This window comes from Reyranella sp., assembly GCF_004297265.1.
In the GTDB taxonomy this organism is placed as follows: domain Bacteria; phylum Pseudomonadota; class Alphaproteobacteria; order Reyranellales; family Reyranellaceae; genus Reyranella.
Genome location: NZ_SCUT01000056.1, coordinates 1 through 21682, shown reverse-complemented (window position 1 = coordinate 21682; position 21682 = coordinate 1). Strand labels below are relative to the sequence as shown.

Genomic DNA, 21682 nt, shown 5'->3' with positions numbered 1-21682 from the left:
TCGTGACAAAGCGTGTGTACATCGCGGCCCTCGGGACCGAGACCAACCAGTTCGTCCCCTTTCCGACCGGCCTGCGCGGCTACCAGGAGCATGGCATCTGGCACGGCGACGCCACGAAGCACGCGCCGACCAACTTCACGGCGCCGGTGCATGTCTGGCGCACGGAGACGGAGAAGCGCGGCTGGACCGTGATCGAGGGCCTCTCGACCTTTGCCGCACCCTCCGGCACCACCGTACGCAAGGTCTATGAGGATTTCCGCGGCGAGATCCTGGATGGCGTAAAGGCCGCCCTGCCGCTCGACGCGGTGCTGATCAACGTGCACGGCGCCATGGTGGCCGACGGCTACGATGACTGCGAAGGCGATCTCCTGTCGCGCATCCGCGCCATCGTCGGACCCAACGTGGCGATCGGTGCCGAGTTCGACCTGCACTGTCACCTGAGCGCCCTGATGCTCGACAGCGCCGACGTGCTGGTGGGCTACAAGGAATACCCGCACACCGACACGATGGAGCGCGCGGCCGAGCTGTTCGCCATCATCGCCGACACGGTCGACGGGAAGGTGAAGCCGGTTATGGCGCGCTACGACTGCCGCATGATCGCGCAGTACCGCACCTCCGTGCCGCCGATCAGCGAGTTCGTCGTCCGCATGAAGAGCCTCGAGGGCAAGGACGGCATCCTCTCGGTGTCGCTGAGCCACGGCTTCTCCTTCGCCGACGTGGAGGACGTGGGCACCCGCACGCTGGTGGTGGCCGACGGCGATATGAAGAAGGCCGAGGCGCTGGCCGAGCAGCTCGGCAAGGAGCTGTGGGACAATCGCGAGCGCTATGCCACGAAGTACCTCACCGTCGACGAGGCAATGGATCGCGCCGCCTCGCACAACCAGGGCCCGCTGGTCCTGGCCGACCGCGCCGACAATCCCGGCTCGGGCGCGCCGGGCGATTCGACCTTCGTGCTGAAGGCGCTGGTCGAACGCGAGATCGGCCCGGCCCTGTTCGGCGTGATGTGGGACCCGATGGCCTTCCAGATCGCCGAGGAGGCGGGCGAGGGTGCGCGCATCCGCATGCGGCTGGGTGGCAAGTCGGGCACGGTGAGCGGCGATCCGATCGACCTCGACGTCACGGTGAAGAAGATCTCCCGCAACGTCTTCCAGCCCTACGGGCCGGTGATGTCGCCGTTGGGCGACATGGCGCTGTTGTCGTCGGAGCATGTCGACATCGCGATCTGCACCCGCCGCAACCAGACCTTCCACGCCGACGCCTTCCGCGCGGTCGGCGCCGAACCCGCCGACTACCGCGTCGTCGTCGTGAAGAGCGCGCAGCATTTCTATAACGGCTTCGTCGGCGTCGCGAAGGAGATCCTCTACGTCGCCACCCCCGGCGCCGCCGACCCCGACGTCACCCGCTGGCCCTACACCAAGCGCAAGACACCGTTCTGGCCGAAGGTGGCGGATCCGTGGAAGTAAGAATTCAGCCATCAAATCATTGATTTATTCCGAACTTCAGATTAAATGGATGGCCAGACCAACGGATGGTGGCTGTGGCTGGCAAAAATCGAATGCCCACGCATAACGAAGTTCTAGTTTTACTCGCAATTCGGCGGCGAATTCGGGATGCTTACGGCGTTGTAATCCGCAATGAAATTGAAGAGCAGACGGGAACGAAGCTAAGTTTCGGGGGGCTATACACAATCCTCTCGCGCCTTGAACAAGATGGCTTAGTTACGTCGCGCGAAGGCGAAGCAACACCTGAGCGGGGTGGAAAGGCGAAGCGATATTTTTCCATTACCGGAAAAGGTCAACGCATCCTGGCGCAGACCTTCGAGTCTTTTGATCGAATGCGTGACTCCGCCGTCGCGCTGCAGGGAGGCGTCGCTTGAGCACCTCAGACAAAGATAACTCGGACAAGGTGCGCGCCGACAAAAATAAGGCCACTATCCCAGCCATCGGTCTCATATTCATATCGCACCCCAGCGCTGGAGCCCGATTGCTAACCGGCAAAGTGCCGACAAAATATTCATACCTACCCGCCACCCAGATACTCTCAGGCTTGCGTCAAACTTCGTTCTCCTATGGCGGGGCACTTAAGGGACAAGCAGAAGCCATCAACGCAAGTGCCAGAGTTACGGCGGCAGAAGCGACGGGTGCAATTGTGTTCGCTCCGACCGCGCCCATGGAGCATTCGAACAATACGTCTGAGCCTCCTGCAATACTGCAATTGGTGTTTCGAATTTTATTACCCGCGCGCGTGAGGGACGCCGTGCTCGGTGACGCGCAAGAAGCTTACAATGACACGCTCGGGCGGTCAGGCCGGCCTTGGGTAGCAACCACCGACTATGTCAAGGAAGTGCTTTACGCAACCGTAGGCGGAACCTGGATGAGAATCGAAAGGCTCATTTCTCTTCTGAGGCGAGGATCATAACGAATTCCTCGATAGAAGGCTCATGCTCCAAGCATTCATCGACGACAGCAAATCAGAAGGTTCACCCCCCATCTTCGTGCTGGGCGGTTACATTGCGACCTCGGATACTTGGACTCGCTTCTCAGAAAAATGGCGAAGCGCCCTCGAAATGCGCTCACGCATTAGGTACTTCAAACTCAGGGAAGCCCTGAGAGGCGAGGGCGAGTTTAACGGGGCATCTGAGGCTCTTCGCATGGAGCGGGCGGGCATCATGCGCGGCGTGATCGAACTTTTTGACATCTCTGGCTTCTCGATCAGTTTCCGGGTCGATCATCTTGAGGAAACACACGCCAACTTCGATAAGAGATGGCTCAATCCATATTACACAGCGGTCTCTGCGCTGATGCCCGAACTAGCGCGGGCCCTTCATAATTTCGAGTTACCTAGCGAGCGGCTTGATATCATTTTTGACAATCAGGCGATGGAGAAGGTGAAGGTCCTAGAGGCATGGGAAGCTCTACGTGACCATGCATTGAAGCACTCAACGAATCTCGATCCGCCAGACATACTAACCCAGATCCTCAAGCACTCTCCCCGTTGGGAAGACGATAAAGAAGTGCTGCCTCTTCAGGCCGCAGACATGCAAGTAACTTGGAAACGGATCTCGCTCGAGGCGGAACGAGACGGCCAAAAGCCGCAACCAATGCCCGGTTCCCGTAAGGGCTTAAAACAAGTCAGCTTCTCACTTGATCGCGATTTCTTCGAGGCACGGGCGGCAAGGATTAGCGCCGCAATGAAAGTGGAGCCGCATGAACCGTAGCCAAGGAGCAATCCTTCAGAGTTGCGGCTCCAGCGCCTCGCGCGTCTTGCCTTCGACGACGGGAACGACCTCGAACTACACTGTTCTGGCCGAAGGTAGCCGCTCCCTGGAAATATCCGCCCGCCTACGGCTGCGGCGGATAGCGGTCGAACGCCGGCAGTTCGTGGGCGTTCTTCATCCATCCGATCCGGTCGGCGACCTGGATATGGACCTGCGCCGGGACCGCGTCCGGGTCGTCGTAGGTCGCGCTCTGGATGTCGATGAGCCCCGGCAACATCTTCGCATTGTCGTAGAACAGCCCGGTGCCGCAGTCGGGGCAGAAGTGCCGCCGTCCATCCTCGGACGAGGCGTAGACCCGGGGCGTGCCCTTGGTCACCTTGACCGCGTCCTGCGGGTACATCGTCCAGCCCACCATCGGCGCGCCGGCATGCCGGCGGCAATCCGTGCAATGGCAGAGCGCATGGTGGAGGGCGTCGCCCTCGGCCTGATAGCGAATCGCGCCGCAATGGCAGCCACCTGTAATCATCGTCTGCTCTCCTGCGTTGGAACTTCTGTCTATAGCAACGGCTCCAGCGCCTCGCGCGTCGTCTTGCCTTCGACGACGGGCACGACCTCGAACTCGACGACCTCCTGCCAGTCGGCGATCCATTTCTGGAAGGTCGTGATGTCGTCGGTGCGCATGAGCTGGAAGCAGCGGCCGAGATCGGCGGTGACGTAGCTCGCGACGAACTCGAGGCCGTCGGGCAGGCCGCGGCCCTTCTGCAGCTTGCGATAGACGGCCTTGCCGTCCTGGTTCTTGAACTTCTCGACCACCATGAAGAGCATGTGTTCCCCTCGCTTCCGGTCCGTTAGTCTAGGCCAGTCAATGGAAAGAGGAACGAGATGAAGATCGCCGTCGTCGGCGCCTCGGGGCGCATGGGCCAGATGCTGGTCCGCCAGATCGCACGGACCGAGGGCGTGACCCTGGCCGCCGCCAGCGAGCGGCCGGGCAGCAAGGCGCTGGGCAAGGATGCGGGCGAGCTGGCCGGGATCGAGCCGAACGGCGTGCTGATCGGCGACGACAGCGCTGCCGCGATCAGGGCCGCCCAGTGCGTGATCGATTTCACCGTGCCGGAAGCGACGGTGGCGCATGCCAAGGTGGCCAGCGAGAACGGCGTCGCCATGGTGATCGGCACGACCGGCCTCGATCCCATCCAGACCAAGCTGATCCAGGATGCGGCGACGAAGGTGCCGATCATGTGGGCGGCCAACATGGCGCTGGGCGTCAACATCCTGCTGGCGCTGGTCGAGAAGACGGCGTCGATGCTCGATCCCAGCTACGACATCGAGGTGCTGGAGATGCACCATCGCCACAAGATCGACGCGCCCTCGGGCACCGCGCTGGCGCTCGGCCGCGCCGCGGCGGCCGGCCGCAAGGTCCAGCTCGAGGATGTCTGGCGCAAGAGCCGCGACGGCCATACCGGCGCGCGGCCGAGCGGCGAGATCGGCTTCGCCACCCTGCGCGGCGGCGAGGAGGTGGGCGTGCACACGGTCTATTTCGCGGCGGCCGGCGAACGGCTGGAACTCAGCCACCGCTCCTTCAGCCGCGAGACCTACGCGGCGGGCGCCGTGACGTCGGCCAAGTGGCTGGAGGGAAAGAAGCCCGGGCTTTACGGCATGAAGGACGTGCTGGGGCTGTAGAGCCCTTCGGGTGAAGTGAATCACTTTCCTCCCCATTCAAATGGGGAGGTGGCGGCGTCATCGCCGACGGAGGGGTCAGACCCTGCGGCGTCGACAGGCATGACCCCATCGCCCCGTATGACGGGGCACTTCCCCATCTGAATGGGGAAGAGGCGAAGAACTCCGGAAGGCGTCGCCTATTCGTCCCAGGCGTGGTCGTAGCGGGGCGCGCGCATTTCGGCGATCGCTTGCTTAAGCTGGTCGGCGACCCGCAGGCGTTCGTCGGGGCCCAGGAAGCGGCCGATCACGGCGCGGTTGCCGCGCGAGGTCACGACCAGGCGCTCCTCGGTCGCCTCGACCTTCAGCCAATAGGCATCGAGCCGCAGCTCCTCGCGCTCGCCATCGGGCGCGATCCGGACCACGACCAGGTCGCGGTCGGTCAGGGTCAGCGTCTCGCTGCGCCTTGCGTCGAAATAGCTGCGCTGGAACAGCCACCACAGCAGGAAGACGTCGAGGCCCATGAAGCCGAAGACCGGCCAGGCGCCCATGAGGAACAGGGGCAGGCCGATCACCAGGTTGGCGGCCACGGCGCCCAGCATGACGAAGCGGAAGCCGTCCGCAGACAGGCTGCGATAGGGCTTCAGCGAGGTGGCGAAATGAACCGCCGGAACGGGCGCTTCGGTCATGGTATGGAACTATATGGCCCTGATGAAGACCGCCGTCATCCCCGAGTTCTTTGCACGCCTCAAGAAGGCGATGCCCGAGCCCGAAACGGAACTGGAATACGACAACGTCTACCAGCTGCTGGTGGCCGTCGTGCTCTCGGCGCAGGCCACCGATGTCGGGGTGAACCGGGCCACCGGGCCGCTGTTCAAATTCGTGAAGACGCCGGCCCAGATGGTGGCGCTGGGCGAGGCGAAGCTGATCGACCACATCAAGACGATCGGCCTGTTCCGCACCAAGGCGAAGAACGTGATCGCGCTCAGCCGGCTCCTGCTCGAGCGGCACGGCGGCGAGGTGCCGCGCACCCACGCGGAGCTGGAGGCGCTGCCGGGCGTCGGCCGCAAGACCGCCAACGTGGTGATGAACGTGGCCTATGGCGAGGCCACCATCGCCGTCGACACGCACATCTTCCGCGTCGGCAACCGCACCGGCCTGGCGCCGGGCAAGAATCCGCTGCAGGTCGAGCTGAAGCTGCTGAAGCGCGTGCCGGAGGAATACAAGCTGCACGCCCATCACTGGCTGATCCTGCACGGCCGCTACACCTGCAAGGCACGCACCCCCCTGTGTCCGGCCTGCGTCGTGAACGACCTCTGCACCTTCAAGGGGAAGACCGTCGCGGCCTAGGCTTGCGAGTGCCCTTCGACCGCTTCGGGGCCGAGGCCGCTTCCTTGGCACCCTTCACGGCCTCGGCCAGCGCCACGGCGAGGCGGCCGCCGCGGCGGTCCTGGCGTTCCAGCATCACGATGTTGCGGATGAGCTGCGGTTCGCCGAACGGCAGGCAGGTGAGCTTCTGGCCGGCGAAGATCTCGTCCGATACCGCGAGAACCGCGACACCCAGCCCCTTCTCGACCATGCGCAGGATGATGTCCTGGCTGTCGAGCACCATCTCCTCATGGACCTCGACCCGCATGCGCCGCAGCTCGCGGTCGATCACGCGCCCGGCCCAGGCTTTGCTGTCGAAGCGGATGAAGGGCAGCTCCTGCAGCAGGTCGCGGGCGCTGCGCTGGCCCTGGCCCGGCGGCGCGAACAGCCAGAAACGGTCCTGGTAGAGCGGTGTCCAGACGAGGCCGGCCGGATAGGGCCGCACCGGCTCGGTGGTCAGCGCCGCATCGAGTTCGCCGGCTGCCACCTTTTCGGCCATCTCCGCCGACAGGCCGACCGACACCGAGACGCGGGCGCGCGGATGGGCGCGATTGAGGGCGACCAGCGCATCGGGCAGCACGCCGGCCAGTGCCGTCTGCACGGCACCGACCCTGAGGCGGCCTGCGAGCGATCGCTCGTCGCCCAGCGCGGCCGCGATGTCGTCGTAGAGGGCGAGCACCTCGGCGGACCGCGCCACGACGATCCGGCCCGCTTCGGTCAGCACCGGCAGGCGCCGCGAGCGATCGAACAGCGGTGCGCCGAACTCCTCCTCCAGGGCCTTCACCTGCAGGCTGACGGCCGACTGGGTCAGCCCGACCGCCTTGCCGGCGCCGGCAAAGGACCCATGGCGGGCGATGGCCTGCAGCGTGCGGAGGGCGCGGAGCGACATGCAATCGATGATAATTTGTCATCGATCGATTGAGTATTAAGAATTTTCGCTCAGGGTCGCCGGCGGCGTACAGATCACGCCATGAGCGCCGACGTGATCCTCGCCCTCCTGCCCATCGTGTTGCTGATCGGGTTCGGCATGCTGCTGCGGCGCCTGCGCTTCCTCGCCGACGGGTTCTGGCCGCAGGCGGAACGGCTCAGCTACTACGTGCTGGTGCCGTGCCTGTTCTTCCACAGTCTCGCCACCGCCAAGCTCGACTCGCTGCCGGCGCGCGAGCTCGTCACGACCCTCATTCTCTCGATCCTCGCCGTGGCCGCGCTGCTCGTCGCCCTGCGGCCGGTGCTGAGGGTCGACGGGCCGTCCTTCACCTCGATCTTCCAGGGTGGCATCCGGTTCAACAACTATGTCGGCGTGACCCTGGCCGCCGGCCTGTTCGGCGCGCAGGGTCTCGCGCTGGCCGCCCTGTGCAGCGCCGCCATCGTGCCCACGGTCAACATTCTCTGCGTGCTGGTCTTCGCCCGCCACGGCGCCGCACGTTTGAGCGGCCGCGGCATCGCCCGGCAACTGGTGACGAACCCGCTGGTGCTCGGCTCCTTCGCGGGCATCGGCTTCCAGCTGCTCGGGCTCAGTCTTCCGGCCGGACTCGAGCCGGCGCTGCGGGCGTTGGGTGCTGCATCGCTGCCGCTCGGCCTGCTCTGCGTCGGGGCGGCCCTCGAATTCGGATCGGTACGCGGCTGGATGGCGCCGGTCGCGACGTCGTCGGCAATCAAGTTCCTGGCCATGCCGGTCATGACCGTGCTCGTCGCCTCCCTCATGGGCCTGAGCGGACCGGCCCTCGTCATCGCCCTGCTCTTCCAGGCCCTGCCGACGGCGTCCTCGGCCTACATCATGGCGCGCCAGCTCGGCGGCGACGCGCCGCTGATGGCCGGCATCACGGCGATGCAGACGCTCTTCGCGCTGGTCGCCCTGCCGTTCGTGGCGGCCGGGATCGGCGCCCTCGCCGCCTGACGTGTCAGGCCAGCGCCCTCAGACCGCGGCGCAAGGTGCGGCCGTCGGAGGCGGGCAGCAGCCGGTCGATCTCGCCGTGCACCTCGACCCAGACCGGCAGGGCCGACTGCAGGACCTTGCGACCAGCCGGCGTCAGGATCAGCCGCCGCACGCGGCGGTCGGCCTCATCCACGGCGATCTCCACCAGGCCGCGTTGCTCGAGCGGCTTCAGATTGGCGGTGAGTGTGGTGCGGTCCATCACCAGCAGCGCGGCGATCGAACCCATCGACGGCGGGTCGGGCTGATTGAGCGAGGTCAGGAGCGAGAACTGGCCGCTGGTGAGACCAATGGGTGACAAGGCTTCGTCGAAGCGGCGTGCCAGCGCGCGCGCGGCACGCTGTGCGGCGAAACACAGGCAGTGGTCGTAGACGTGCAACGTCGTCTCGAATGAGGCGTTCAGTTTCTTTGACATGATGCAATTACGTTGATATCAACCCATCGCGCTGAAATCAACCACCGATGAGGAGGATCTGATGAGCTACGTACAGGGATTCGTATTGCCGGTACCGGCCGACAAGAAGGAAGCCTATCGCAAGGCCGCCGCCGACTTCTCACCGATCGCCAAGGAATTCGGCGCCACCCGCCAGGTCGAGGCCTGGGGCGACGACGTGCCCGACGGCAAGCTCACCGACTTCAAGGGCGCGGTGAAAGCCAAGCCGGACGAGGTGGTGGTCTTCTCGTGGATCGAGTTCCCCAGCAAGGAAGTTGCCGAGACGGCTCATCAAAAGATCATGGTCGACCCGCGCATGAAGGACATGGACATGCCCTTCGACGGCCAGCGCATGATCGTCGCCGGCTTCACGCCGATCCTCGACGAGCGCAACACAGGCAAGACCGGCTATGTCGACGGGTTCCTCGCGGCGGTGCCGGCCGGCAACAAGCAGGCCTATCTCGACATGGCCCGCAAGGCGGCTGCCGTGTTCAAGGATTGCGGCGCGGTGCGCGTCGTCGAGACCTGGGGCGACAACGTGCCCGACGGCAAGGTCACCGATTACAAGGGTGCCGTGAAGGCTACGCAGGACGAGAGGATCGTCTATTCGTGGGTCGAATGGCCGTCCAAGCAGGTCCGCGACGAGGGCTGGAAGAAGATGATGGAAGACCAGCGCATGAAGGATCATCAGATGCCGTTCGACGGCAAGCGCATGATCTATGGCGGCTTCGCGCCGATCCTCGACGTCTGAGGCCGGGAAGATGACCGTTGCGAAGAACACGATCTGCCTCTGGTTCGACAAGGACGCCGAGGACGCAGCGCGCTTCTACGCCGCGACCTTTCCCGACAGCAAGGTGACCGCGGTGCATCGCGCGCCGAGCGACTATCCGTCGGGCAAGAAGGGCGACGTGCTGACCGTGCAGTTCACGGTCTGCGGCATCCCCTGCCTCGGCCTCAACGGCGGGCCGGTGTTCAAGCAGACCGAGGCCTTTTCGTTCCAGATCGCCACCGACGACCAGGCGGAGACCGACCGCTACTGGAACGCCATCGTCGGCAATGGTGGCCAGGAGAGCGCCTGCGGCTGGTGCAAGGACAGATGGGGCCTGTCGTGGCAGATCACGCCGCGCGTGCTCACCGAAGCGATGGCGGCCGGCGGCGACGAGGCCAGGCGCGCCTTCGAGGCCATGATGGACATGAAGAAGATCGACGTCGCCCGCATCGAGGCGGCCCGTCGAGGCAAGTAAGGCCTGGCGTCGAACATTGTCCTCGTCCTGAGGAGCGCTCCGCAGGAGCGCGTCTCGAAGGGCGGGCACGAGCACCACGTGTGTTGCCCATCCTTCGAGACGCCGTGCTTCGCACGGCTCCTCAGGATGAGGTGGGTTACTACGCCGCGTCCGCGGTGATCGTGTCGCTGTCGTTGTCGACGACCACGGCGGTCTCGAAATAGCGGATGTCGGGCGGGGCGCCGTAGCGCTCGGCGATATAGGCCTGCCATTGCGGGGTGTAGACCGCCTCGGCGTCGGCGCGGCTCTTCCACAGATAGACCCCGCCACCGATCCGGTTCTCGTCGTCGAACAGGTAATATTTCCGGATCAGCCCGTTCATGCCGCGATACTTCGGCGCCGAGCCCTTGAACAGTTCGGCGGCTCTCTTCGCATCGACATCGGCCGGCAGCTTGAAGTTCACGATGGCGGTGATCATGGAATCCTCCCTAGGCCTGGGCACGCTCTTCGCGCACGCTCCACAGCAGGACGAAGCCTAGCACCAGGAAGAAGAGAACGCAGGCCATGCCGATGCGGGTCGAGCCGGTGGCGGTGGTGACGATGCCGATGGCCAGCGGCGCCATCCAGGCGGTGGCGCGCCCCGACAGGGCGAACAGCCCGTAGAACTCGCCCGTCATGCCGTGCGGCGCGATGCGGCCGACCATGGTGCGGCTGGCCGCCTGCATCGGGCCCATGCAGAAGCCGAGGAGCAGCGCGAAGCCCATCAGGGTCTTTTCCTGAACCGACCCGAACAGGCCGCGCGTCGGGCTGATGGGATCGACCGGGACGACAAACAGGATGTGCGTGGCGGTGACGCCGACGATGCCCAGGGTCGCCACGATCACCCCGGCGATGGCGAGCTGCACCGTGCGCTTGCTGCCGATCCAGTCGTCGAGCCGCCCGCCCAGGAAGGCGCCGGGAATCGCAAACACGGTCAGGATGATGCCGAAGATGCCGAGCGTCACCGTGCTCCAGCCGAAGGTCGCGGCGGCATAGACCCCGCCGAAGGCGATGATCGCGGCGAGCCCGTCATTGTAGAGCATGAAGGCGATGAGATAGCGCAGCGCGTTGCCGAACCGCGGGATGCGCTTCAGGGTCGACAGCAGCGAGCGGCCGCCTTCCCGCGCGGCGACGAGCAGCGGCTGTCGCCGCGCGCCGGCGGAATCCGGCGTGAACAGGAACATCGGCAGGACGAAGATCATGATCCACACCGCCGAGGCTGGCCCGACCAGGCGCTCCAGCTCGTGGCTTTCGGGATCGAGGCCGAACAGCGGCCGGTCGTTCGATGCCGCCAGGCCGAACATCGCCGGCATCGACACGGCGAGCACGACGAACAGCGAGACGAGGCCGCCGCAGTAGCCCAGCCCCCAGCCGAAACCGCTCAGCCAGCCCATGCGCTCGGGCCGCACGATGTTGGGAAGCTGGGCATTGTTGAACACGATCGACATCTCGGCGCCGACCGTGGCCAGGATGACCGCCCAGCTGATCGGCAGGATCAGATCGGGCCGGTTGGGATAGGCGAACCACAGGCCGGCGCATCCCACCGCCAGCAGGAGCTGGAACACGAGGATGAACGGCTTGCGCCGGCCGCCGGCATCGGCCATGGCGCCGAGGAACGGGCTCATCAGCGCGATCAGGATGCCCGACGCCGACTGCGTGAAGGCCCAGGCCGACTGTCCCTTCACCGGATCGCCCACCAGCACGTTGGCGAAGTAGGGCGCAAAGATGAAGGTGGTGATGATGGTGAAGAACGGCTGGTTGGCCCAGTCGAACAGCGCCCAGCTGAACTGGCCGACCTTCGAGGCTTCACGGACGGGCGGCGTTGCGTTTTCGCTCACAGAATTTGCACCCAAGAATGTCGGCGGGTCGCAGTGACGAGACGTTGATCATCGGTCAGCAAGACCGCGTCGAGAGACTCGGCCAAGGCCAGATAGACCGCATCGTAGGCGCTGAGGTTGTGCCGCAGTTCCCACACCCTCTGCATCAGAACGCCATGAGGATGGCGCCTCATCGGGAAGTCCATCAGATCGGACATGACGGTCCGGCCGCGCTCGGAATCGAGTTGCCCGGCTATCGAGTATCGTCGGAGGACCTGCGTGACCTCGACATCGATCAGCTCCGGGGCATGGAACGTCTGCCGGCCGCCGAACAGGCGCGCCTCGATCGCAGGCGCTGCGGAAGTACGCATGAGAAGCGCAACCATGACCGATGCATCGACGACGATCACCGGTTATCGCGCTCTTCCCGGACGGCACGGACGGGGTCGACCGACACTTGAACCGGCGAACGTCGTTCCAGCCTTGCGCGCATCTCCTCGATCGTCGGCCGTTCGGCCACTTCACGAATCTGTTGCAGCAGATAGTCGGACAGGGACATGCCGGCTAATGCCGCTCGCGACTTAAGCCGGCGATGCAGCGTGTCGGGCACGTTGCGGATTTGGATCATAGTCGACATGCGAAAGTGATAATCACATGTGCAGCACATGTCAACGGGCCGGCACCCGCCGCTGGAGCTGCCAGATCGCGTCCCGGTTCGTCGGCGAGAAGACCTTCTCCATCGCCGCCTGCCACGGCAGCCAGAGTTGGGCGACATGCTCGGCCGGATCGAGGGTCGCCACGGTCTGCTCGGCGACCTGGAAGCCGAACACATGCTCGACATTGTGGGTGACGTCCGGCGCGTAGCGCGCTCGCCACTGCGCCCAGATCTCGTAGCGGTTGGTCTGCCGCCAATTGGTAAGCGTGCCGACCGCGAGGCCCGTCTCCTCCCTGAGCTCGCGGCGGGCGGTCGCCTCGAGGTCCGGGTCGTCGGGTTCGCGCGAGCCCGTTACGGATTGCCAGAGGCCGCTCCCCGTGCGTTCCAGCAGGAGCACGTCCAAACGCGGCGTGTGGACCACGACCAGCACCGATTCTGGGAGCTTGAAGGCCATCGCGAGCAGCATATAAGGTCCGGCGGCAAAATTCCGAGGGAACAATGAGCAAGCAGCTACAGGCCACCATCGACGCCGCATGGGAAGCGCGTGACGGCGTCAACAGCGCCACCAAGGGCGAGGTCCGTGACGCGGTCGAGACGGCGATCGCCGGCCTCGACGACGGCACCTATCGCACCGCCGAGAAGTTCGGCGACGAATGGGTCGTGAACCAGTGGCTGAAGAAGGCCGTGCTGCTCTCGTTCCGTCTCTACGATTCGGTGCCGATGGACGGCGGCGCTTCGTTCCCCGGCCTGGGCGCCGCGCCCTGGTTCGACAAGGTGCCGCTCAAGACCACGGGCTGGGACGCCGCCCGCTTCGCCAAGGCGAACTATCGCGCCGTCCCCGGCTCGATCGTGCGCCGCGGCTCCTACATCGCGCCGTCGGTCGTGCTGATGCCGTCCTTCGTGAATCTCGGCGCCTATGTCGACACCGGCACCATGGTCGACACCTGGGCGACGGTCGGCTCGTGCGCCCAGATTGGCAAGAACTGCCACCTCTCGGGCGGCGTCGGCATCGGCGGCGTGCTCGAGCCGCTGCAGGCCAATCCGGTGATCATCGAGGACAACTGCTTCATCGGCGCCCGCTCGGAGGTCGTCGAGGGCGTGATCGTCGGCACCGGCGCGGTGCTCTCGATGGGCGTGTTCATCAGCGCCACCACCAAGGTGGTCGACCGTTCGACCGGCCAGATCCACATCGGCAAGGTGCCGCCGTATTCGGTGGTGGTGCCCGGCAACATCGGCGGCGGCCCGGACCGTCCCTCGACCTACTGCGCCGTGATCGTGAAGACCGTCGACGAGCGCACACGCTCCAAGACTTCGATCAACGAGCTGCTGCGCGATTAGGATTCTCCTCCCCATTCAGATGGGGAGGTGTCGCGTCTTACTCGACGGAGGGGTCATGACCCCATCGCCCTCGTAAGACGAGGGCACTTCCCCTTTGCGGAGTCCGCAAAGGGGAAGGGATGATCCGGCTATCAGCCGGTGTGACGCTTCCACTCCGGCTGGGCCCTGAGATGCGCGCCCTCCTTGGCGAGGATCTTCGAGGTGCGTTCGGGCGCGAAGCCCAGTTCGACGAAGGCCGGGCCGACATTGGCCACCTCGCGATAGTCGAGGATCAGGCCGTCGCGCAGCTGCATCATCGAGCAGCCCTCGAAGCCGACGCGCTTGCCCTCGGCGCCGGGGAGCTTCGAGACATAGCTGAACGTGTAGTAGGCGTAGAGCATCCTGCCGTCGCTGACCGGCCGGTGCATGTCCCAGCGGAACTCGTGCGCGGTGCGATGGAACCAGTCGTCGATCATCTCGGCGATCCGCTCCCGGCCCTTGAAGTCGCCGTAGAACACGTCGTGATAGACGGCGTCCTCGGTGAACAGGCTCGCGAAGCCCTTGCCGTCGCGGCGCTCCACCGCCGAGCAGAAAGCCTTCAGCAGCTCTGACGTATCCATCGTTATTCCTCCCGAACGGCCCTAATCATGACTAGACTGGCGGCCGCGGCAAAGGAGAACGGACATGAGCTCATGGATCTTCCTCGGCATCGTCGTCGCCATCGGCCTGTGGCTGATCGCCGTCTATAACGGGCTCGTCGGCGGCCGCAACCAGGCACAGACGGCGTGGAGCCAGATCGACGTGCAGCTGAAGCGCCGGCACGATCTCATTCCCAACCTGGTGCAGGTGGTGAAGGACGCGATGGGCTACGAGCAGGAGACGCTCACCAAGGTGATCCAGGCACGCAACAACGCGGTGGCGGCCAGCGGCAACGCGGCGCAAGCCGGACCGGCCGAGGCGGCGCTCAGCCTGGCGACGCACGGCCTGTTCGCCCTGATGGAGAACTACCCGCAGCTCAAGGCCAACGACAATGTCATGCAGCTCCAGGAGGAGCTCACGACCACCGAGAACAAGATCGCCTTCGCGCGCCAGTTCTACAACGATTCGGTGAACACCTATAACACCCGGCGCCAGAGCTTCCCGGCCGTGCTGGCCGCGGCGTCGCTGGGCTTCGGGCCGATGGACCTGTTCAACATGCCGGAGGCCGAGCGCGAAGTGCCGAAGGTCGCGCTGCGCTGAGGGGCCGCGGCGCATGAGCGCCACCACCGATTTCGTCGCCGCGCAGAACCAGAACCGCCGCAACACGATGGTGCTGCTGGCGGTGCTTACGGCGCTGGCCGCCCTGGTCGGCTATCTGGTCGGCGCGCTGCTCGAAGGCGAATCCTCCGGCTCCCTGCCCGCGGTCAGCCAACTCGGCATCGCCGGCGCCGGCCTGATGGCGGCCGCGAGCGTCGGCTGGAGCGCGATCTCGCTGGCGGTGGGCGACCGGATGGTGCTGTCCATGGCCGGCGCGAAGGCGATCGAGAAGCAGGACGCGCCGCAGCTCTACAACGTGGTCGAGGAGATCTCGATCGCCGCGGGCGTGCCGATGCCCCGGGTCATGGTGCTGGAGACCGACGCGTTGAACGCCTTTGCCACCGGCAACCGGATCGGCAACGGCACGATCGCCGTCACGCGCGGGCTGCTGAACACGCTCAGCCGCGACGAGCTGCAGGGCGTGGTGGCGCACGAGATGGCGCATCTCCGCAACCTCGACACGCGTTACATGGTCGTGGTCGGCGTCACGGTCGGCCTGATCGCGCTGGTCTGCGACATGGCGCTGCGCACGATGAACTGGGGCCGGATGCGCAGCGACGACCGCAAGGGCAGCTCGGGCGGCGGTATCCTGATCATCGTCCTGCTGGTGGTCGCGATCCTGGCGCCGCTGGCGGCCAAGGCGGTGCAGATGGCGGTGTCGCGCCAGCGCGAGTATCTCGCCGATGCGACATCCGTGCAGTTCACGCGTAACCCCAATGGCCTCATCTCTGCGCTGGGCAAGCTCGCGGAGAAGGCGGCCCCCTTTCCCGGAGTGAGCCGTGCCACGCAGCATCTCTTCATCGTCAACCCGATCAACCAGTTCACCTCGAAGACGCCGGCGCTTCTCGCCACGCATCCCGATATCGCGGATCGCATCGCTCGCCTGCGCAATCTGGGCGCTTAGCGCCGGCCTTGCGGCGGCCTTCGACCTGCAGGGCCATCGCGGCGCGCGCGGGCTGGCGCCCGAGAACACGCTGGCCGGCTTCAAGGTGGCGCAGGATCTCGGCGTCACGACCCTCGAAACCGACCTCGCGGTGACGCGCGACGGCGTCGTCGTCATCAGCCACGACCCGGAGCTCAACCCCGCCCTGACGCGCGGGCCGGACGGGCAGTGGCTCGCGGCGGCGGGCCCTGCCATCCGCACGCTGACCCTGGACGAACTGAAGCGCTACGACATCGGTCGCGTGAACCCGGCCAGCAAATATGCCCAGCAATTTCCGGAGCAGAAGCCGGTCGACGGCCAGCGCTTCCCGACCCTGGCCGAGTTCTTCGCCCAGGCCGCCCCCGGCGTGCGCTTCAACATCGAGATCAAGACAGACCCGGGAAAACCCGACCTCACTTTGGACCCGGGCACGTTAGCTCGGCTGGCGGTCGAGGGCATTCGCAAAGGGAAGGCGGAGGCCCGCAGCACCTTGCAGTCGTTCGACTGGCGCGGCCTGATCGAGGTCCGGAAGCTGGCGCCCGAGATCGCCACCGGCTGCCTCAGCATCGAGAGCAACAACTTCGACACCGTCCAGCGCAGCAGCGGCCGTCCCTCGCCCTGGCTGGGCGGTCTCGACCTGGCGGCGCAGAGCGGCTCGCTGCCCCGGCTCGCCAAGGCGGCGGGCTGCGCGACGTGGTCGCCGTTCTGGCGGAACGTCACCGCCGAGAACGTGAAGGAAGCCCAGGCGCTCGGCCTCAAGGTCGTGCCCTGGACCGTGAATGCGCCGGCCGAGATGGGCCGCCTGATCGACCTGGGCGTCGAGGGGCTGATCACCGACTATCCGGACCGGGGAGCGCAGATTCTCGCTTCAAAGGGCCTGAAAGCCCGCTAGGCGGTTGACTCGGGCCGCCCCTGTGTTCTGTATACAGAACATGCGTCCCATTTTGCCCGAGCCCGATCTTTCCGAGCGTATCCACGATTCCGTCCTCGAGGCGATCTGCTCGGGCGAGCTGAAGGCCGGCGCCCGCATCACCCAGGAGGAGATCGCCCAGCAGTTCGGCGTGTCGCGCCAGCCGGTGCTGCAGGCCATGATGTTGCTGCGTCGCGAGGGCTTCCTGATCGACGCCGGCCGCAAGGGTGTGTGCGTCGCCCCGCTCGACGTGCAGCAGGCCCGCAACCTCTACGTGGTCCGCGCCGCCCTCGACGGCGCCGCCGCCCGCCTCGCCGCTGCGAACTATACGCCCCATCTCGTGCAGCGCGGCCGCGCCCTGCTCGACGTCGGCCGGCGCGCCGTGGCGAGCGGCTACGTGCCGTCGGTGATCGAGGCCGATATCGACTTCCACCTGTTCGTCTACGAAGCCTCGGGCAACCCCGTGATCGGCGAGACCGCCCAGCCGCACTGGCAGCATCTGCGTCGGGTGATGGCCGCCGCCTTGAGCGAGGAGGATCTGCGGGTCAGCGTTTGGGACGAGCACGAGGCCATCCTGCGCGCGCTCGAAGCCGGGCAGGCCGCCGAGGCCGAAGCGCTGTGCCGCGGCCATGCCGAGCAGATGGCCGGCATTCTGACGGGACGATTGAAGGCCGTGATTTCCCGCGCCGCCTGAAGACGGCGTTTACCAAGAAGTAAAGAAAGCCAAGGAGGAACCGCCATGAAGCTCACCTCTGAGCAGCTCCGGCAATTCGACGAAGAGGGCTATCTCTTCTTCCCCGACTATTTCTCGCCGGAAGAGACGCAAATCCTGAAATCCTCGGTGCCCGAGGTCTTCGCGCAGCGCCGTCCCGAGAACGTGCGCGAGAAGACGGGCGACGTGGTGCGCACCGCCTTCGCGGTCCACACCTATCATCCGGTGTTCGAGGCACTGATCCACCATCCGCGCTTCGTGGAGCCGGCCGAGCAGCTCCTGAAGGACAAGACCTACATCCACCAGTTCAAGATCAACGGGAAGGCCGCGTTCGACGGCGACGTCTGGCAATGGCACCAGGACTACGGCACCTGGAAGGCCGACGACGACATGCCCGAGGCGCGCGCCATGAACCTCGCGGTGTTCATCGACGAGGTGAACGAGTTCAATGGCCCGCTCTGGTTCATCCCGAAGAGCCACAAGAAGGGTGCGATCGAGGCCAAGCACGACCTCACCACGACCTCCTATCCGCTGTGGACGATCGACAACGACACGATCGCCAAGCTGGTCGACCAGGGCGGCATCGTCTCGCCCAAGGGCGGCCCCGGTTCGGCGATCTTCTTCCACGGCACGCTGGTCCATGGCAGCCCGCCCAACCTGTCGCCGTGGGATCGCCAGATCATCTACGTGACCTACAACGCGGTCAGCAACGCGATCCGCCGGTTCAAGCGGCCGGAATACATCGCGCACCGCGACTTCACGCCGGTCGACGCCTGGGAGGACGATGCGGTGATCCGCGCCGTCAACCGCAAGGCCGCGGCGGAATAATCAAGACACTCCGGAGGAAAACATGAGTCTCCATCGCATGCTTCTGGCGCGCGCCGCCGAAGCCAATCCGTTGCGCATCGGTGTGATCGGCGCCGGCAAGTTCGGCTCGATGTACTTGTCGCAGATCCCGACGACGCCGGGCATTCATCTTGTCGGCATCGCCGACCTGTCGCCCGACCGTGCGCGCGAGAACCTGGCGCGGCTCGGCTGGAAGCCCGACGTGACGTCGGCGACCTCGTTCGCCGATGCGCGCAAGCATGGCAGCACCCATCTCACCGACGACTGGCGCGCCCTGGTCAGCCATCCCGAGATCGACATCATCGTCGAATCGACCGGCGACCCGATCGCCGCTGTCGAGCATGCGCTCGAAGCCTTCCGTCACGGCAAGAGCGTGGTGATGGTGACGGTCGAGGCCGACGCCTTCTGCGGCCCGCTGCTGGCCAAGCGCGCCGCCGCCGCAGGCGTGATCTACTCCCTGGCCTATGGCGACCAGCCGGCGCTGATCTGCGAGCTGGTCGACTGGGCGCGCACGTCGGGCTTCGAGGTGACGGCGGCCGGCCGCGGCCACAAGTGGCTGCCGCACTTTGCGCAGTCGACGCCTGAAACGGTGTGGAAGTACTGGGGCCTCAACGAGGAGCAGGCGAAGCGCGGCGGCCTGAACCCCAAGATGTTCAATTCGTTCCTCGACGGCTCCAAGCCCGCCATCGAGAGCACCGCGGTGGCCAACGCCACCGGCCTCACGCCGGCGCCGGACGGGCTCGCCTTTCCGCCGTGCTCTGTCGAGGACCTGCCCTTCGTGATGCGGCCGATCTCCGAGGGCGGCCAGCTCCACCACAAGGGCCAGGTCGAGGTGGCCTCGTCGCTGGAGAAGGACGGGCGCGCCATCCCCTACGAGATCCGCAAGGGCGTTTGGGTCGTGTTCGAGGCGGGCACCGAGTACCAGAAGAACTGCTTCGAGGAGTACATGCTGCAGACCGACCCGAGCGGCCGGTACTCCGTCATGTACAAGCGCTGGCACCTGATCGGCCTCGAGGTCGGGATGTCGGTCGCCTCGATCGGGCTGCGCAAGGAGCCGACCGGTACGGCGATCGGCTTCCATGCCGACGTGATCGCCACCGCCAAGCGCGACCTCAAGCCCGGCGAGATGCTGGACGGCGAGGGCGGCTACACGGTCTACGGCAAGCTGTTCCCGTCTGAGAAGTCGACCGGCCTCGGCAGCCTGCCGCTCGGCCTCGCGCACAACGTCAAGCTGGTGAAGCCGATCAAGGCCGGCCAGTCGCTGACCTATGCCGACGTGATGATGGACGAGTCGCTGACCGCGGTGAAGCTGCGCCGCGAGATGGAACGCGACTTCGCACCGGCGGCGTCGAAGATCGCGGCCCAGTAGGAAGCATCGCTCGCGTGCCCATGAGCCCTGTGACGGGCTCATGCGGCGGCCGGATTAGAGTCTTGCCGACGTGGATTGAAGCGTCAGACTTCGGAATCGGTTTCTTCCCCATTCAGATGGGGAAGTGCCCCGTCATACGGGGCGATGGGGTCATGCTCGTCGGCACACACCCTGACCCCTCCGTCGCCGTATGACGGCGCCACCTCCCCATCTGAATGAGGAGGAAGCCGATTCTGCTTCGCGCGGAAAGACTCTAGCCGCCGAACATCTCCTTCACCTTGCTGAAGAAGCCTTCGGATTCGGGGCTGGTCTTGCCGGCCTTCTCGAATTCCTTGAGCAGTTCCTTCTGCTTCGAGGTGAGGTTGGTCGGCGTCTCGACGTTGATCTCGATGTACATGTCGCCGCGCTGGCTGGAGCGCACGATCGGCATGCCCTTGCCGCGCATGCGGAACTGGTGGCCGCCCTGCGCGCCGGCGGGGATGTTGATGCGCGCCATCTTGCCGTCGAGCGTCGGCACCTCGATGTTGCCGCCCAGGGTCGCCTGCACCATCGAGATCGGCACGCGGCAATGCACGTCGGCACCCTCGCGCTCGAACAGCTGGTGGCGGCGCACCGAAAGGAAGACGTAGAGGTCGCCGGCGGGACCGCCCCGCGCGCCGGCCTCGCCCTCGCCGGTGAGGCGAATGCGCGTGCCGTCCTCGACGCCGGCCGGGATGTTGACCTTGAGCGTCTTCTCGCGACGCACGCGGCCTTGGCCGCCGCAGTTCTTGCACGGCTTGTCGATCACCTGGCCCGCGCCGTGGCAGGTGTGGCAGGCGCGCTCGACGGTGAAGAAACCCTGCTGCGCGCGGATGCGCCCGCGACCCTGGCAGGTCGGGCATTGCTGCGGCTTGGAGCCGGCTTCGGCGCCGCTGCCGTGGCAGACTTCGCAGGAAACGGAACTCGGCACGCGCACCGTGGCCTCGGTGCCGGCGTAGGCCTGCTCCAGCGTGATCTCGAGATTGAAGCGCAGGTCCTGGCCGCGCATGTCGGCCCGTCCGCCGCGCCCGCGCTGGCCGCCGGCGCCGAACATTTCCTCGAAGATGTCGCCGAACACCGAGCCGAAATCGAAGCCCTGCCCACCCTGGAACGGTCCGCCGGGCCCCGCGCCGCCCTCGAAGGCCGCCGGTCCGTAGCGGTCGTAGGCCGCACGCTTCTCCGGGTCCTTCAGGATGTCGTAGGCGTGGTTGATTTCCTTGAACTTCCGTTCCGCTTCCGCGTTACCGTCGTTGCGGTCCGGATGGTACTGCATCGCGAGCTTGCGGTACGACTTCTTGATGTCGTCGGCACTGGCCGTGCGGCTGACACCCAGCAGCTCGTAAAAGTCTTGCGACATGATGATCTACGCAGCCCCTACTCGCCCCTTACAGGTCGGCCTCCCGCTCGCGCGGGAGGCCGCCTTGCCTTTCAGGATGTCCCGGTTCAGGACCCTGTCTTCTTGTTCTTGTCGGTGACGTCCTCGAACTCGGCGTCGACGACCTTCTCGCCCTTGGCATCGGTCGCGCCGCCGGAGGCACCGCCCGCGGCGCCCGCACCGGCCTGCGCCTCGGCCTGCTGGGCCTTGTACATGGCCTCGCCGAGCTTCATCGCCGCCTGGGTCAGGTCGTTGGTCTTGCCCTTGATCGCCTCGACGTCCTCACCCGCCAGAGCGGTCTTGAGGCCCTCGAGCGCACCCTCGATCTCGGCCTTCTCGGTGGGGCTCACCTTGTCGCCGTATTCCTTCAGGTGCTTATCGGTCGAGTGGACCAGCGCCTCGCCCTGGTTACGGGCGTCGATCAGCTCGCGCTTCTTCTTGTCCTCCTCGGCGTGCAGCTCGGCGTCCTTCACCATCTTCTGGATGTCGGCCTCGCTGAGGCCGCCCGAAGCCTGGATGCGGATCTGCTGCTCCTTGCCGGTGGCCTTGTCCTTGGCCGAGACCTGCACGATGCCG

The 21682-nt window shown here is 65.8% G+C and carries 29 protein-coding genes; 16 read left to right on the top strand and 13 right to left on the bottom strand.

The window, feature by feature from the left end; genetic code table 11:
• Window positions 1-2 precede the first annotated feature (2 nt).
• The 4 genes from EPO41_RS25115 to EPO41_RS25100 all read left to right on the top strand — a co-directional run bounded on the left by EPO41_RS25115 (window position 3) and on the right by EPO41_RS25100 (window position 3217).
• The gene (locus tag EPO41_RS25115; protein ID WP_296331421.1) at window positions 3-1463 is read left to right on the top strand and encodes a M81 family metallopeptidase; all 1461 of its coding nucleotides are present in this window, start codon (window positions 3-5) and stop codon (window positions 1461-1463) included.
• A gap of 92 nt (window positions 1464-1555) precedes the next feature.
• Window positions 1556-1876 carry a PadR family transcriptional regulator gene (locus EPO41_RS25110; RefSeq protein WP_296331419.1) on the top strand — a complete coding sequence of 107 codons (321 nt, stop codon included), beginning with the start codon at window positions 1556-1558 and terminating at the stop codon, window positions 1874-1876.
• Entirely contained in the window at window positions 1873-2418 is a 546-nt protein-coding gene (locus EPO41_RS25105) for a hypothetical protein (protein ID WP_296331417.1), read from the top strand. Before EPO41_RS25110 ends, EPO41_RS25105 begins: the two co-directional genes overlap by 4 nt.
• Window positions 2419-2440: 22 nt before the next feature.
• Complete coding sequence (locus EPO41_RS25100; protein WP_296331414.1) at window positions 2441-3217, top strand: DUF3800 domain-containing protein; 777 nt, start codon at window positions 2441-2443, stop codon at window positions 3215-3217.
• A 124-nt stretch (window positions 3218-3341) separates the two neighbouring features.
• Here the strand turns inward: EPO41_RS25100 and EPO41_RS25095 are convergent, their stop codons facing one another.
• Complete coding sequence (locus EPO41_RS25095) at window positions 3342-3743, bottom strand: GFA family protein (protein ID WP_296331413.1); 402 nt, start codon at window positions 3741-3743, stop codon at window positions 3342-3344.
• Between the two features lie 29 nt (window positions 3744-3772).
• The gene (locus EPO41_RS25090; RefSeq protein ID WP_296331410.1) at window positions 3773-4042 is read right to left on the bottom strand and encodes a DUF3303 family protein; all 270 of its coding nucleotides are present in this window, start codon (window positions 4040-4042) and stop codon (window positions 3773-3775) included.
• A gap of 57 nt (window positions 4043-4099) precedes the next feature.
• Here EPO41_RS25090 and dapB point away from each other — a divergent pair, with 57 nt between their 5' ends.
• Entirely contained in the window at window positions 4100-4897 is a 798-nt protein-coding gene (gene dapB, locus EPO41_RS25085; protein ID WP_296331406.1) for a 4-hydroxy-tetrahydrodipicolinate reductase, read from the top strand.
• A 176-nt stretch (window positions 4898-5073) separates the two neighbouring features.
• On the opposite strand, the gene EPO41_RS25080 is transcribed toward dapB, so the two are convergent.
• A complete protein-coding gene (locus EPO41_RS25080; RefSeq protein ID WP_296331403.1) occupies window positions 5074-5562 on the bottom strand; it encodes a DUF2244 domain-containing protein in 489 nt (162 codons plus the stop codon).
• Between the two features lie 22 nt (window positions 5563-5584).
• Between EPO41_RS25080 and nth the strand changes: the two genes are divergently transcribed.
• The gene (nth, locus tag EPO41_RS25075) at window positions 5585-6223 is read left to right on the top strand and encodes an endonuclease III (protein WP_296331402.1); all 639 of its coding nucleotides are present in this window, start codon (window positions 5585-5587) and stop codon (window positions 6221-6223) included.
• On the opposite strand, the gene EPO41_RS25070 is transcribed toward nth, so the two are convergent.
• The gene (locus EPO41_RS25070; RefSeq protein WP_296331400.1) at window positions 6198-7130 is read right to left on the bottom strand and encodes a LysR family transcriptional regulator; all 933 of its coding nucleotides are present in this window, start codon (window positions 7128-7130) and stop codon (window positions 6198-6200) included. The two genes, nth and EPO41_RS25070, sit on opposite strands and share 26 nt — an antisense overlap.
• 81 nt (window positions 7131-7211) lie before the next feature.
• On the opposite strand from EPO41_RS25070, the gene EPO41_RS25065 reads away from it, so the two are divergent.
• Window positions 7212-8138: an AEC family transporter gene (locus EPO41_RS25065; RefSeq protein ID WP_296331398.1), complete on the top strand. Its 927-nt coding sequence runs from the start codon at window positions 7212-7214 to the stop codon at window positions 8136-8138.
• A 4-nt stretch (window positions 8139-8142) separates the two neighbouring features.
• Here EPO41_RS25065 and EPO41_RS25060 read toward each other — a convergent pair whose 3' ends face one another.
• On the bottom strand, window positions 8143-8589 hold the full coding sequence (locus tag EPO41_RS25060; RefSeq protein ID WP_296331396.1) for a MarR family transcriptional regulator: 447 nt from the start codon (window positions 8587-8589) through the stop codon (window positions 8143-8145).
• 61 nt (window positions 8590-8650) lie between these two features.
• On the opposite strand from EPO41_RS25060, the gene EPO41_RS25055 reads away from it, so the two are divergent.
• Window positions 8651-9358 (top strand): DUF1428 domain-containing protein, encoded by a 708-nt coding sequence (locus tag EPO41_RS25055; protein ID WP_296331395.1) that lies wholly within the window; start codon window positions 8651-8653, stop codon window positions 9356-9358.
• 10 nt (window positions 9359-9368) lie between these two features.
• Window positions 9369-9851 carry a VOC family protein gene (locus EPO41_RS25050; RefSeq protein WP_296331394.1) on the top strand — a complete coding sequence of 161 codons (483 nt, stop codon included), beginning with the start codon at window positions 9369-9371 and terminating at the stop codon, window positions 9849-9851.
• A gap of 139 nt (window positions 9852-9990) precedes the next feature.
• Here EPO41_RS25050 and EPO41_RS25045 read toward each other — a convergent pair whose 3' ends face one another.
• Genes EPO41_RS25045 through nudB form a run of 5 tightly spaced genes read right to left on the bottom strand, consistent with a single transcriptional unit; the run spans window position 9991 to window position 12795 of the window.
• Window positions 9991-10308: a YdhR family protein gene (locus EPO41_RS25045; protein ID WP_296331393.1), complete on the bottom strand. Its 318-nt coding sequence runs from the start codon at window positions 10306-10308 to the stop codon at window positions 9991-9993.
• A gap of 10 nt (window positions 10309-10318) precedes the next feature.
• Window positions 10319-11707, bottom strand: a complete 1389-nt coding sequence (locus EPO41_RS25040) for an MFS transporter (RefSeq protein ID WP_296331392.1) — start codon at window positions 11705-11707, stop codon at window positions 10319-10321.
• On the bottom strand, window positions 11704-12096 hold the full coding sequence (locus EPO41_RS25035; RefSeq protein ID WP_296331391.1) for a type II toxin-antitoxin system VapC family toxin: 393 nt from the start codon (window positions 12094-12096) through the stop codon (window positions 11704-11706). Before EPO41_RS25035 ends, EPO41_RS25040 begins: the two co-directional genes overlap by 4 nt.
• Entirely contained in the window at window positions 12093-12323 is a 231-nt protein-coding gene (locus EPO41_RS25030; RefSeq protein WP_296331390.1) for a hypothetical protein, read from the bottom strand. Before EPO41_RS25030 ends, EPO41_RS25035 begins: the two co-directional genes overlap by 4 nt.
• 31 nt (window positions 12324-12354) lie before the next feature.
• Entirely contained in the window at window positions 12355-12795 is a 441-nt protein-coding gene (nudB, locus tag EPO41_RS25025) for a dihydroneopterin triphosphate diphosphatase (protein WP_296331388.1), read from the bottom strand.
• A gap of 44 nt (window positions 12796-12839) precedes the next feature.
• Here nudB and dapD point away from each other — a divergent pair, with 44 nt between their 5' ends.
• Window positions 12840-13679 carry a 2,3,4,5-tetrahydropyridine-2,6-dicarboxylate N-succinyltransferase gene (gene dapD / locus EPO41_RS25020; RefSeq protein WP_296331385.1) on the top strand — a complete coding sequence of 280 codons (840 nt, stop codon included), beginning with the start codon at window positions 12840-12842 and terminating at the stop codon, window positions 13677-13679.
• Between the two features lie 131 nt (window positions 13680-13810).
• Here the strand turns inward: dapD and EPO41_RS25015 are convergent, their stop codons facing one another.
• Complete coding sequence (locus tag EPO41_RS25015) at window positions 13811-14278, bottom strand: nuclear transport factor 2 family protein (protein ID WP_296331384.1); 468 nt, start codon at window positions 14276-14278, stop codon at window positions 13811-13813.
• 64 nt (window positions 14279-14342) lie between these two features.
• Between EPO41_RS25015 and EPO41_RS25010 the strand changes: the two genes are divergently transcribed.
• From EPO41_RS25010 to EPO41_RS24985, 6 genes are read left to right on the top strand one after another with little or no spacing between them, the layout of a single operon-like run.
• Window positions 14343-14897, top strand: coding sequence for a LemA family protein (locus tag EPO41_RS25010; RefSeq protein ID WP_296331381.1), 555 nt, complete (start codon window positions 14343-14345; stop codon window positions 14895-14897).
• Between the two features lie 13 nt (window positions 14898-14910).
• A complete protein-coding gene (locus tag EPO41_RS25005) occupies window positions 14911-15858 on the top strand; it encodes a M48 family metallopeptidase (RefSeq protein WP_296331379.1) in 948 nt (315 codons plus the stop codon).
• On the top strand, window positions 15746-16768 hold the full coding sequence (locus EPO41_RS25000) for a glycerophosphodiester phosphodiesterase (RefSeq protein ID WP_296331753.1): 1023 nt from the start codon (window positions 15746-15748) through the stop codon (window positions 16766-16768). Before EPO41_RS25005 ends, EPO41_RS25000 begins: the two co-directional genes overlap by 113 nt.
• 40 nt (window positions 16769-16808) lie before the next feature.
• Window positions 16809-17480, top strand: a complete 672-nt coding sequence (locus tag EPO41_RS24995) for a GntR family transcriptional regulator (protein ID WP_296331377.1) — start codon at window positions 16809-16811, stop codon at window positions 17478-17480.
• A gap of 45 nt (window positions 17481-17525) precedes the next feature.
• Window positions 17526-18326, top strand: a complete 801-nt coding sequence (locus EPO41_RS24990) for a phytanoyl-CoA dioxygenase family protein (RefSeq protein WP_296331374.1) — start codon at window positions 17526-17528, stop codon at window positions 18324-18326.
• A 22-nt stretch (window positions 18327-18348) separates the two neighbouring features.
• A complete protein-coding gene (locus EPO41_RS24985; RefSeq protein WP_296331371.1) occupies window positions 18349-19713 on the top strand; it encodes a Gfo/Idh/MocA family oxidoreductase in 1365 nt (454 codons plus the stop codon).
• Between the two features lie 253 nt (window positions 19714-19966).
• Here the strand turns inward: EPO41_RS24985 and dnaJ are convergent, their stop codons facing one another.
• Both dnaJ and EPO41_RS24975 read right to left on the bottom strand, forming a co-directional pair.
• Window positions 19967-21091 (bottom strand): molecular chaperone DnaJ, encoded by a 1125-nt coding sequence (gene dnaJ, locus EPO41_RS24980; RefSeq protein WP_296331752.1) that lies wholly within the window; start codon window positions 21089-21091, stop codon window positions 19967-19969.
• A gap of 83 nt (window positions 21092-21174) precedes the next feature.
• A partial coding sequence (locus EPO41_RS24975; RefSeq protein WP_296331369.1) for an Hsp70 family protein occupies window positions 21175-21682 on the bottom strand: 508 nt, incomplete at its 5' end.

What these genes read in the sequence shown, in the direction of transcription:
- EPO41_RS24995 (WP_296331377.1), top strand. Translation starts at nt 16,809, where the DNA reads ATGCGTCCCATTTTGCCCGAGCCCGATCTTTCCGAGCGTATCCACGAT.
- EPO41_RS25010 (WP_296331381.1), top strand. Translation starts at nt 14,343, where the DNA reads ATGAGCTCATGGATCTTCCTCGGCATCGTCGTCGCCATCGGCCTGTGG.
- EPO41_RS25050 (WP_296331394.1), top strand. Translation starts at nt 9,369, where the DNA reads ATGACCGTTGCGAAGAACACGATCTGCCTCTGGTTCGACAAGGACGCC.
- EPO41_RS25030 (WP_296331390.1), bottom strand. Translation starts at nt 12,323, where the DNA reads ATGTCGACTATGATCCAAATCCGCAACGTGCCCGACACGCTGCATCGC.
- EPO41_RS25065 (WP_296331398.1), top strand. Translation starts at nt 7,212, where the DNA reads ATGAGCGCCGACGTGATCCTCGCCCTCCTGCCCATCGTGTTGCTGATC.
- EPO41_RS24990 (WP_296331374.1), top strand. Translation starts at nt 17,526, where the DNA reads ATGAAGCTCACCTCTGAGCAGCTCCGGCAATTCGACGAAGAGGGCTAT.
- EPO41_RS25110 (WP_296331419.1), top strand. Translation starts at nt 1,556, where the DNA reads ATGCCCACGCATAACGAAGTTCTAGTTTTACTCGCAATTCGGCGGCGA.
- EPO41_RS25080 (WP_296331403.1), bottom strand. Translation starts at nt 5,562, where the DNA reads ATGACCGAAGCGCCCGTTCCGGCGGTTCATTTCGCCACCTCGCTGAAG.
- EPO41_RS25015 (WP_296331384.1), bottom strand. Translation starts at nt 14,278, where the DNA reads ATGGATACGTCAGAGCTGCTGAAGGCTTTCTGCTCGGCGGTGGAGCGC.
- EPO41_RS25070 (WP_296331400.1), bottom strand. Translation starts at nt 7,130, where the DNA reads ATGTCGCTCCGCGCCCTCCGCACGCTGCAGGCCATCGCCCGCCATGGG.
- EPO41_RS25005 (WP_296331379.1), top strand. Translation starts at nt 14,911, where the DNA reads ATGAGCGCCACCACCGATTTCGTCGCCGCGCAGAACCAGAACCGCCGC.
- EPO41_RS24985 (WP_296331371.1), top strand. Translation starts at nt 18,349, where the DNA reads ATGAGTCTCCATCGCATGCTTCTGGCGCGCGCCGCCGAAGCCAATCCG.
- nth (WP_296331402.1), top strand. Translation starts at nt 5,585, where the DNA reads ATGAAGACCGCCGTCATCCCCGAGTTCTTTGCACGCCTCAAGAAGGCG.
- EPO41_RS25095 (WP_296331413.1), bottom strand. Translation starts at nt 3,743, where the DNA reads ATGATTACAGGTGGCTGCCATTGCGGCGCGATTCGCTATCAGGCCGAG.
- dapB (WP_296331406.1), top strand. Translation starts at nt 4,100, where the DNA reads ATGAAGATCGCCGTCGTCGGCGCCTCGGGGCGCATGGGCCAGATGCTG.
- nudB (WP_296331388.1), bottom strand. Translation starts at nt 12,795, where the DNA reads ATGGCCTTCAAGCTCCCAGAATCGGTGCTGGTCGTGGTCCACACGCCG.
- EPO41_RS25090 (WP_296331410.1), bottom strand. Translation starts at nt 4,042, where the DNA reads ATGCTCTTCATGGTGGTCGAGAAGTTCAAGAACCAGGACGGCAAGGCC.
- dapD (WP_296331385.1), top strand. Translation starts at nt 12,840, where the DNA reads ATGAGCAAGCAGCTACAGGCCACCATCGACGCCGCATGGGAAGCGCGT.
- EPO41_RS25045 (WP_296331393.1), bottom strand. Translation starts at nt 10,308, where the DNA reads ATGATCACCGCCATCGTGAACTTCAAGCTGCCGGCCGATGTCGATGCG.
- EPO41_RS25100 (WP_296331414.1), top strand. Translation starts at nt 2,441, where the DNA reads ATGCTCCAAGCATTCATCGACGACAGCAAATCAGAAGGTTCACCCCCC.
- EPO41_RS25060 (WP_296331396.1), bottom strand. Translation starts at nt 8,589, where the DNA reads ATGTCAAAGAAACTGAACGCCTCATTCGAGACGACGTTGCACGTCTAC.
- EPO41_RS25055 (WP_296331395.1), top strand. Translation starts at nt 8,651, where the DNA reads ATGAGCTACGTACAGGGATTCGTATTGCCGGTACCGGCCGACAAGAAG.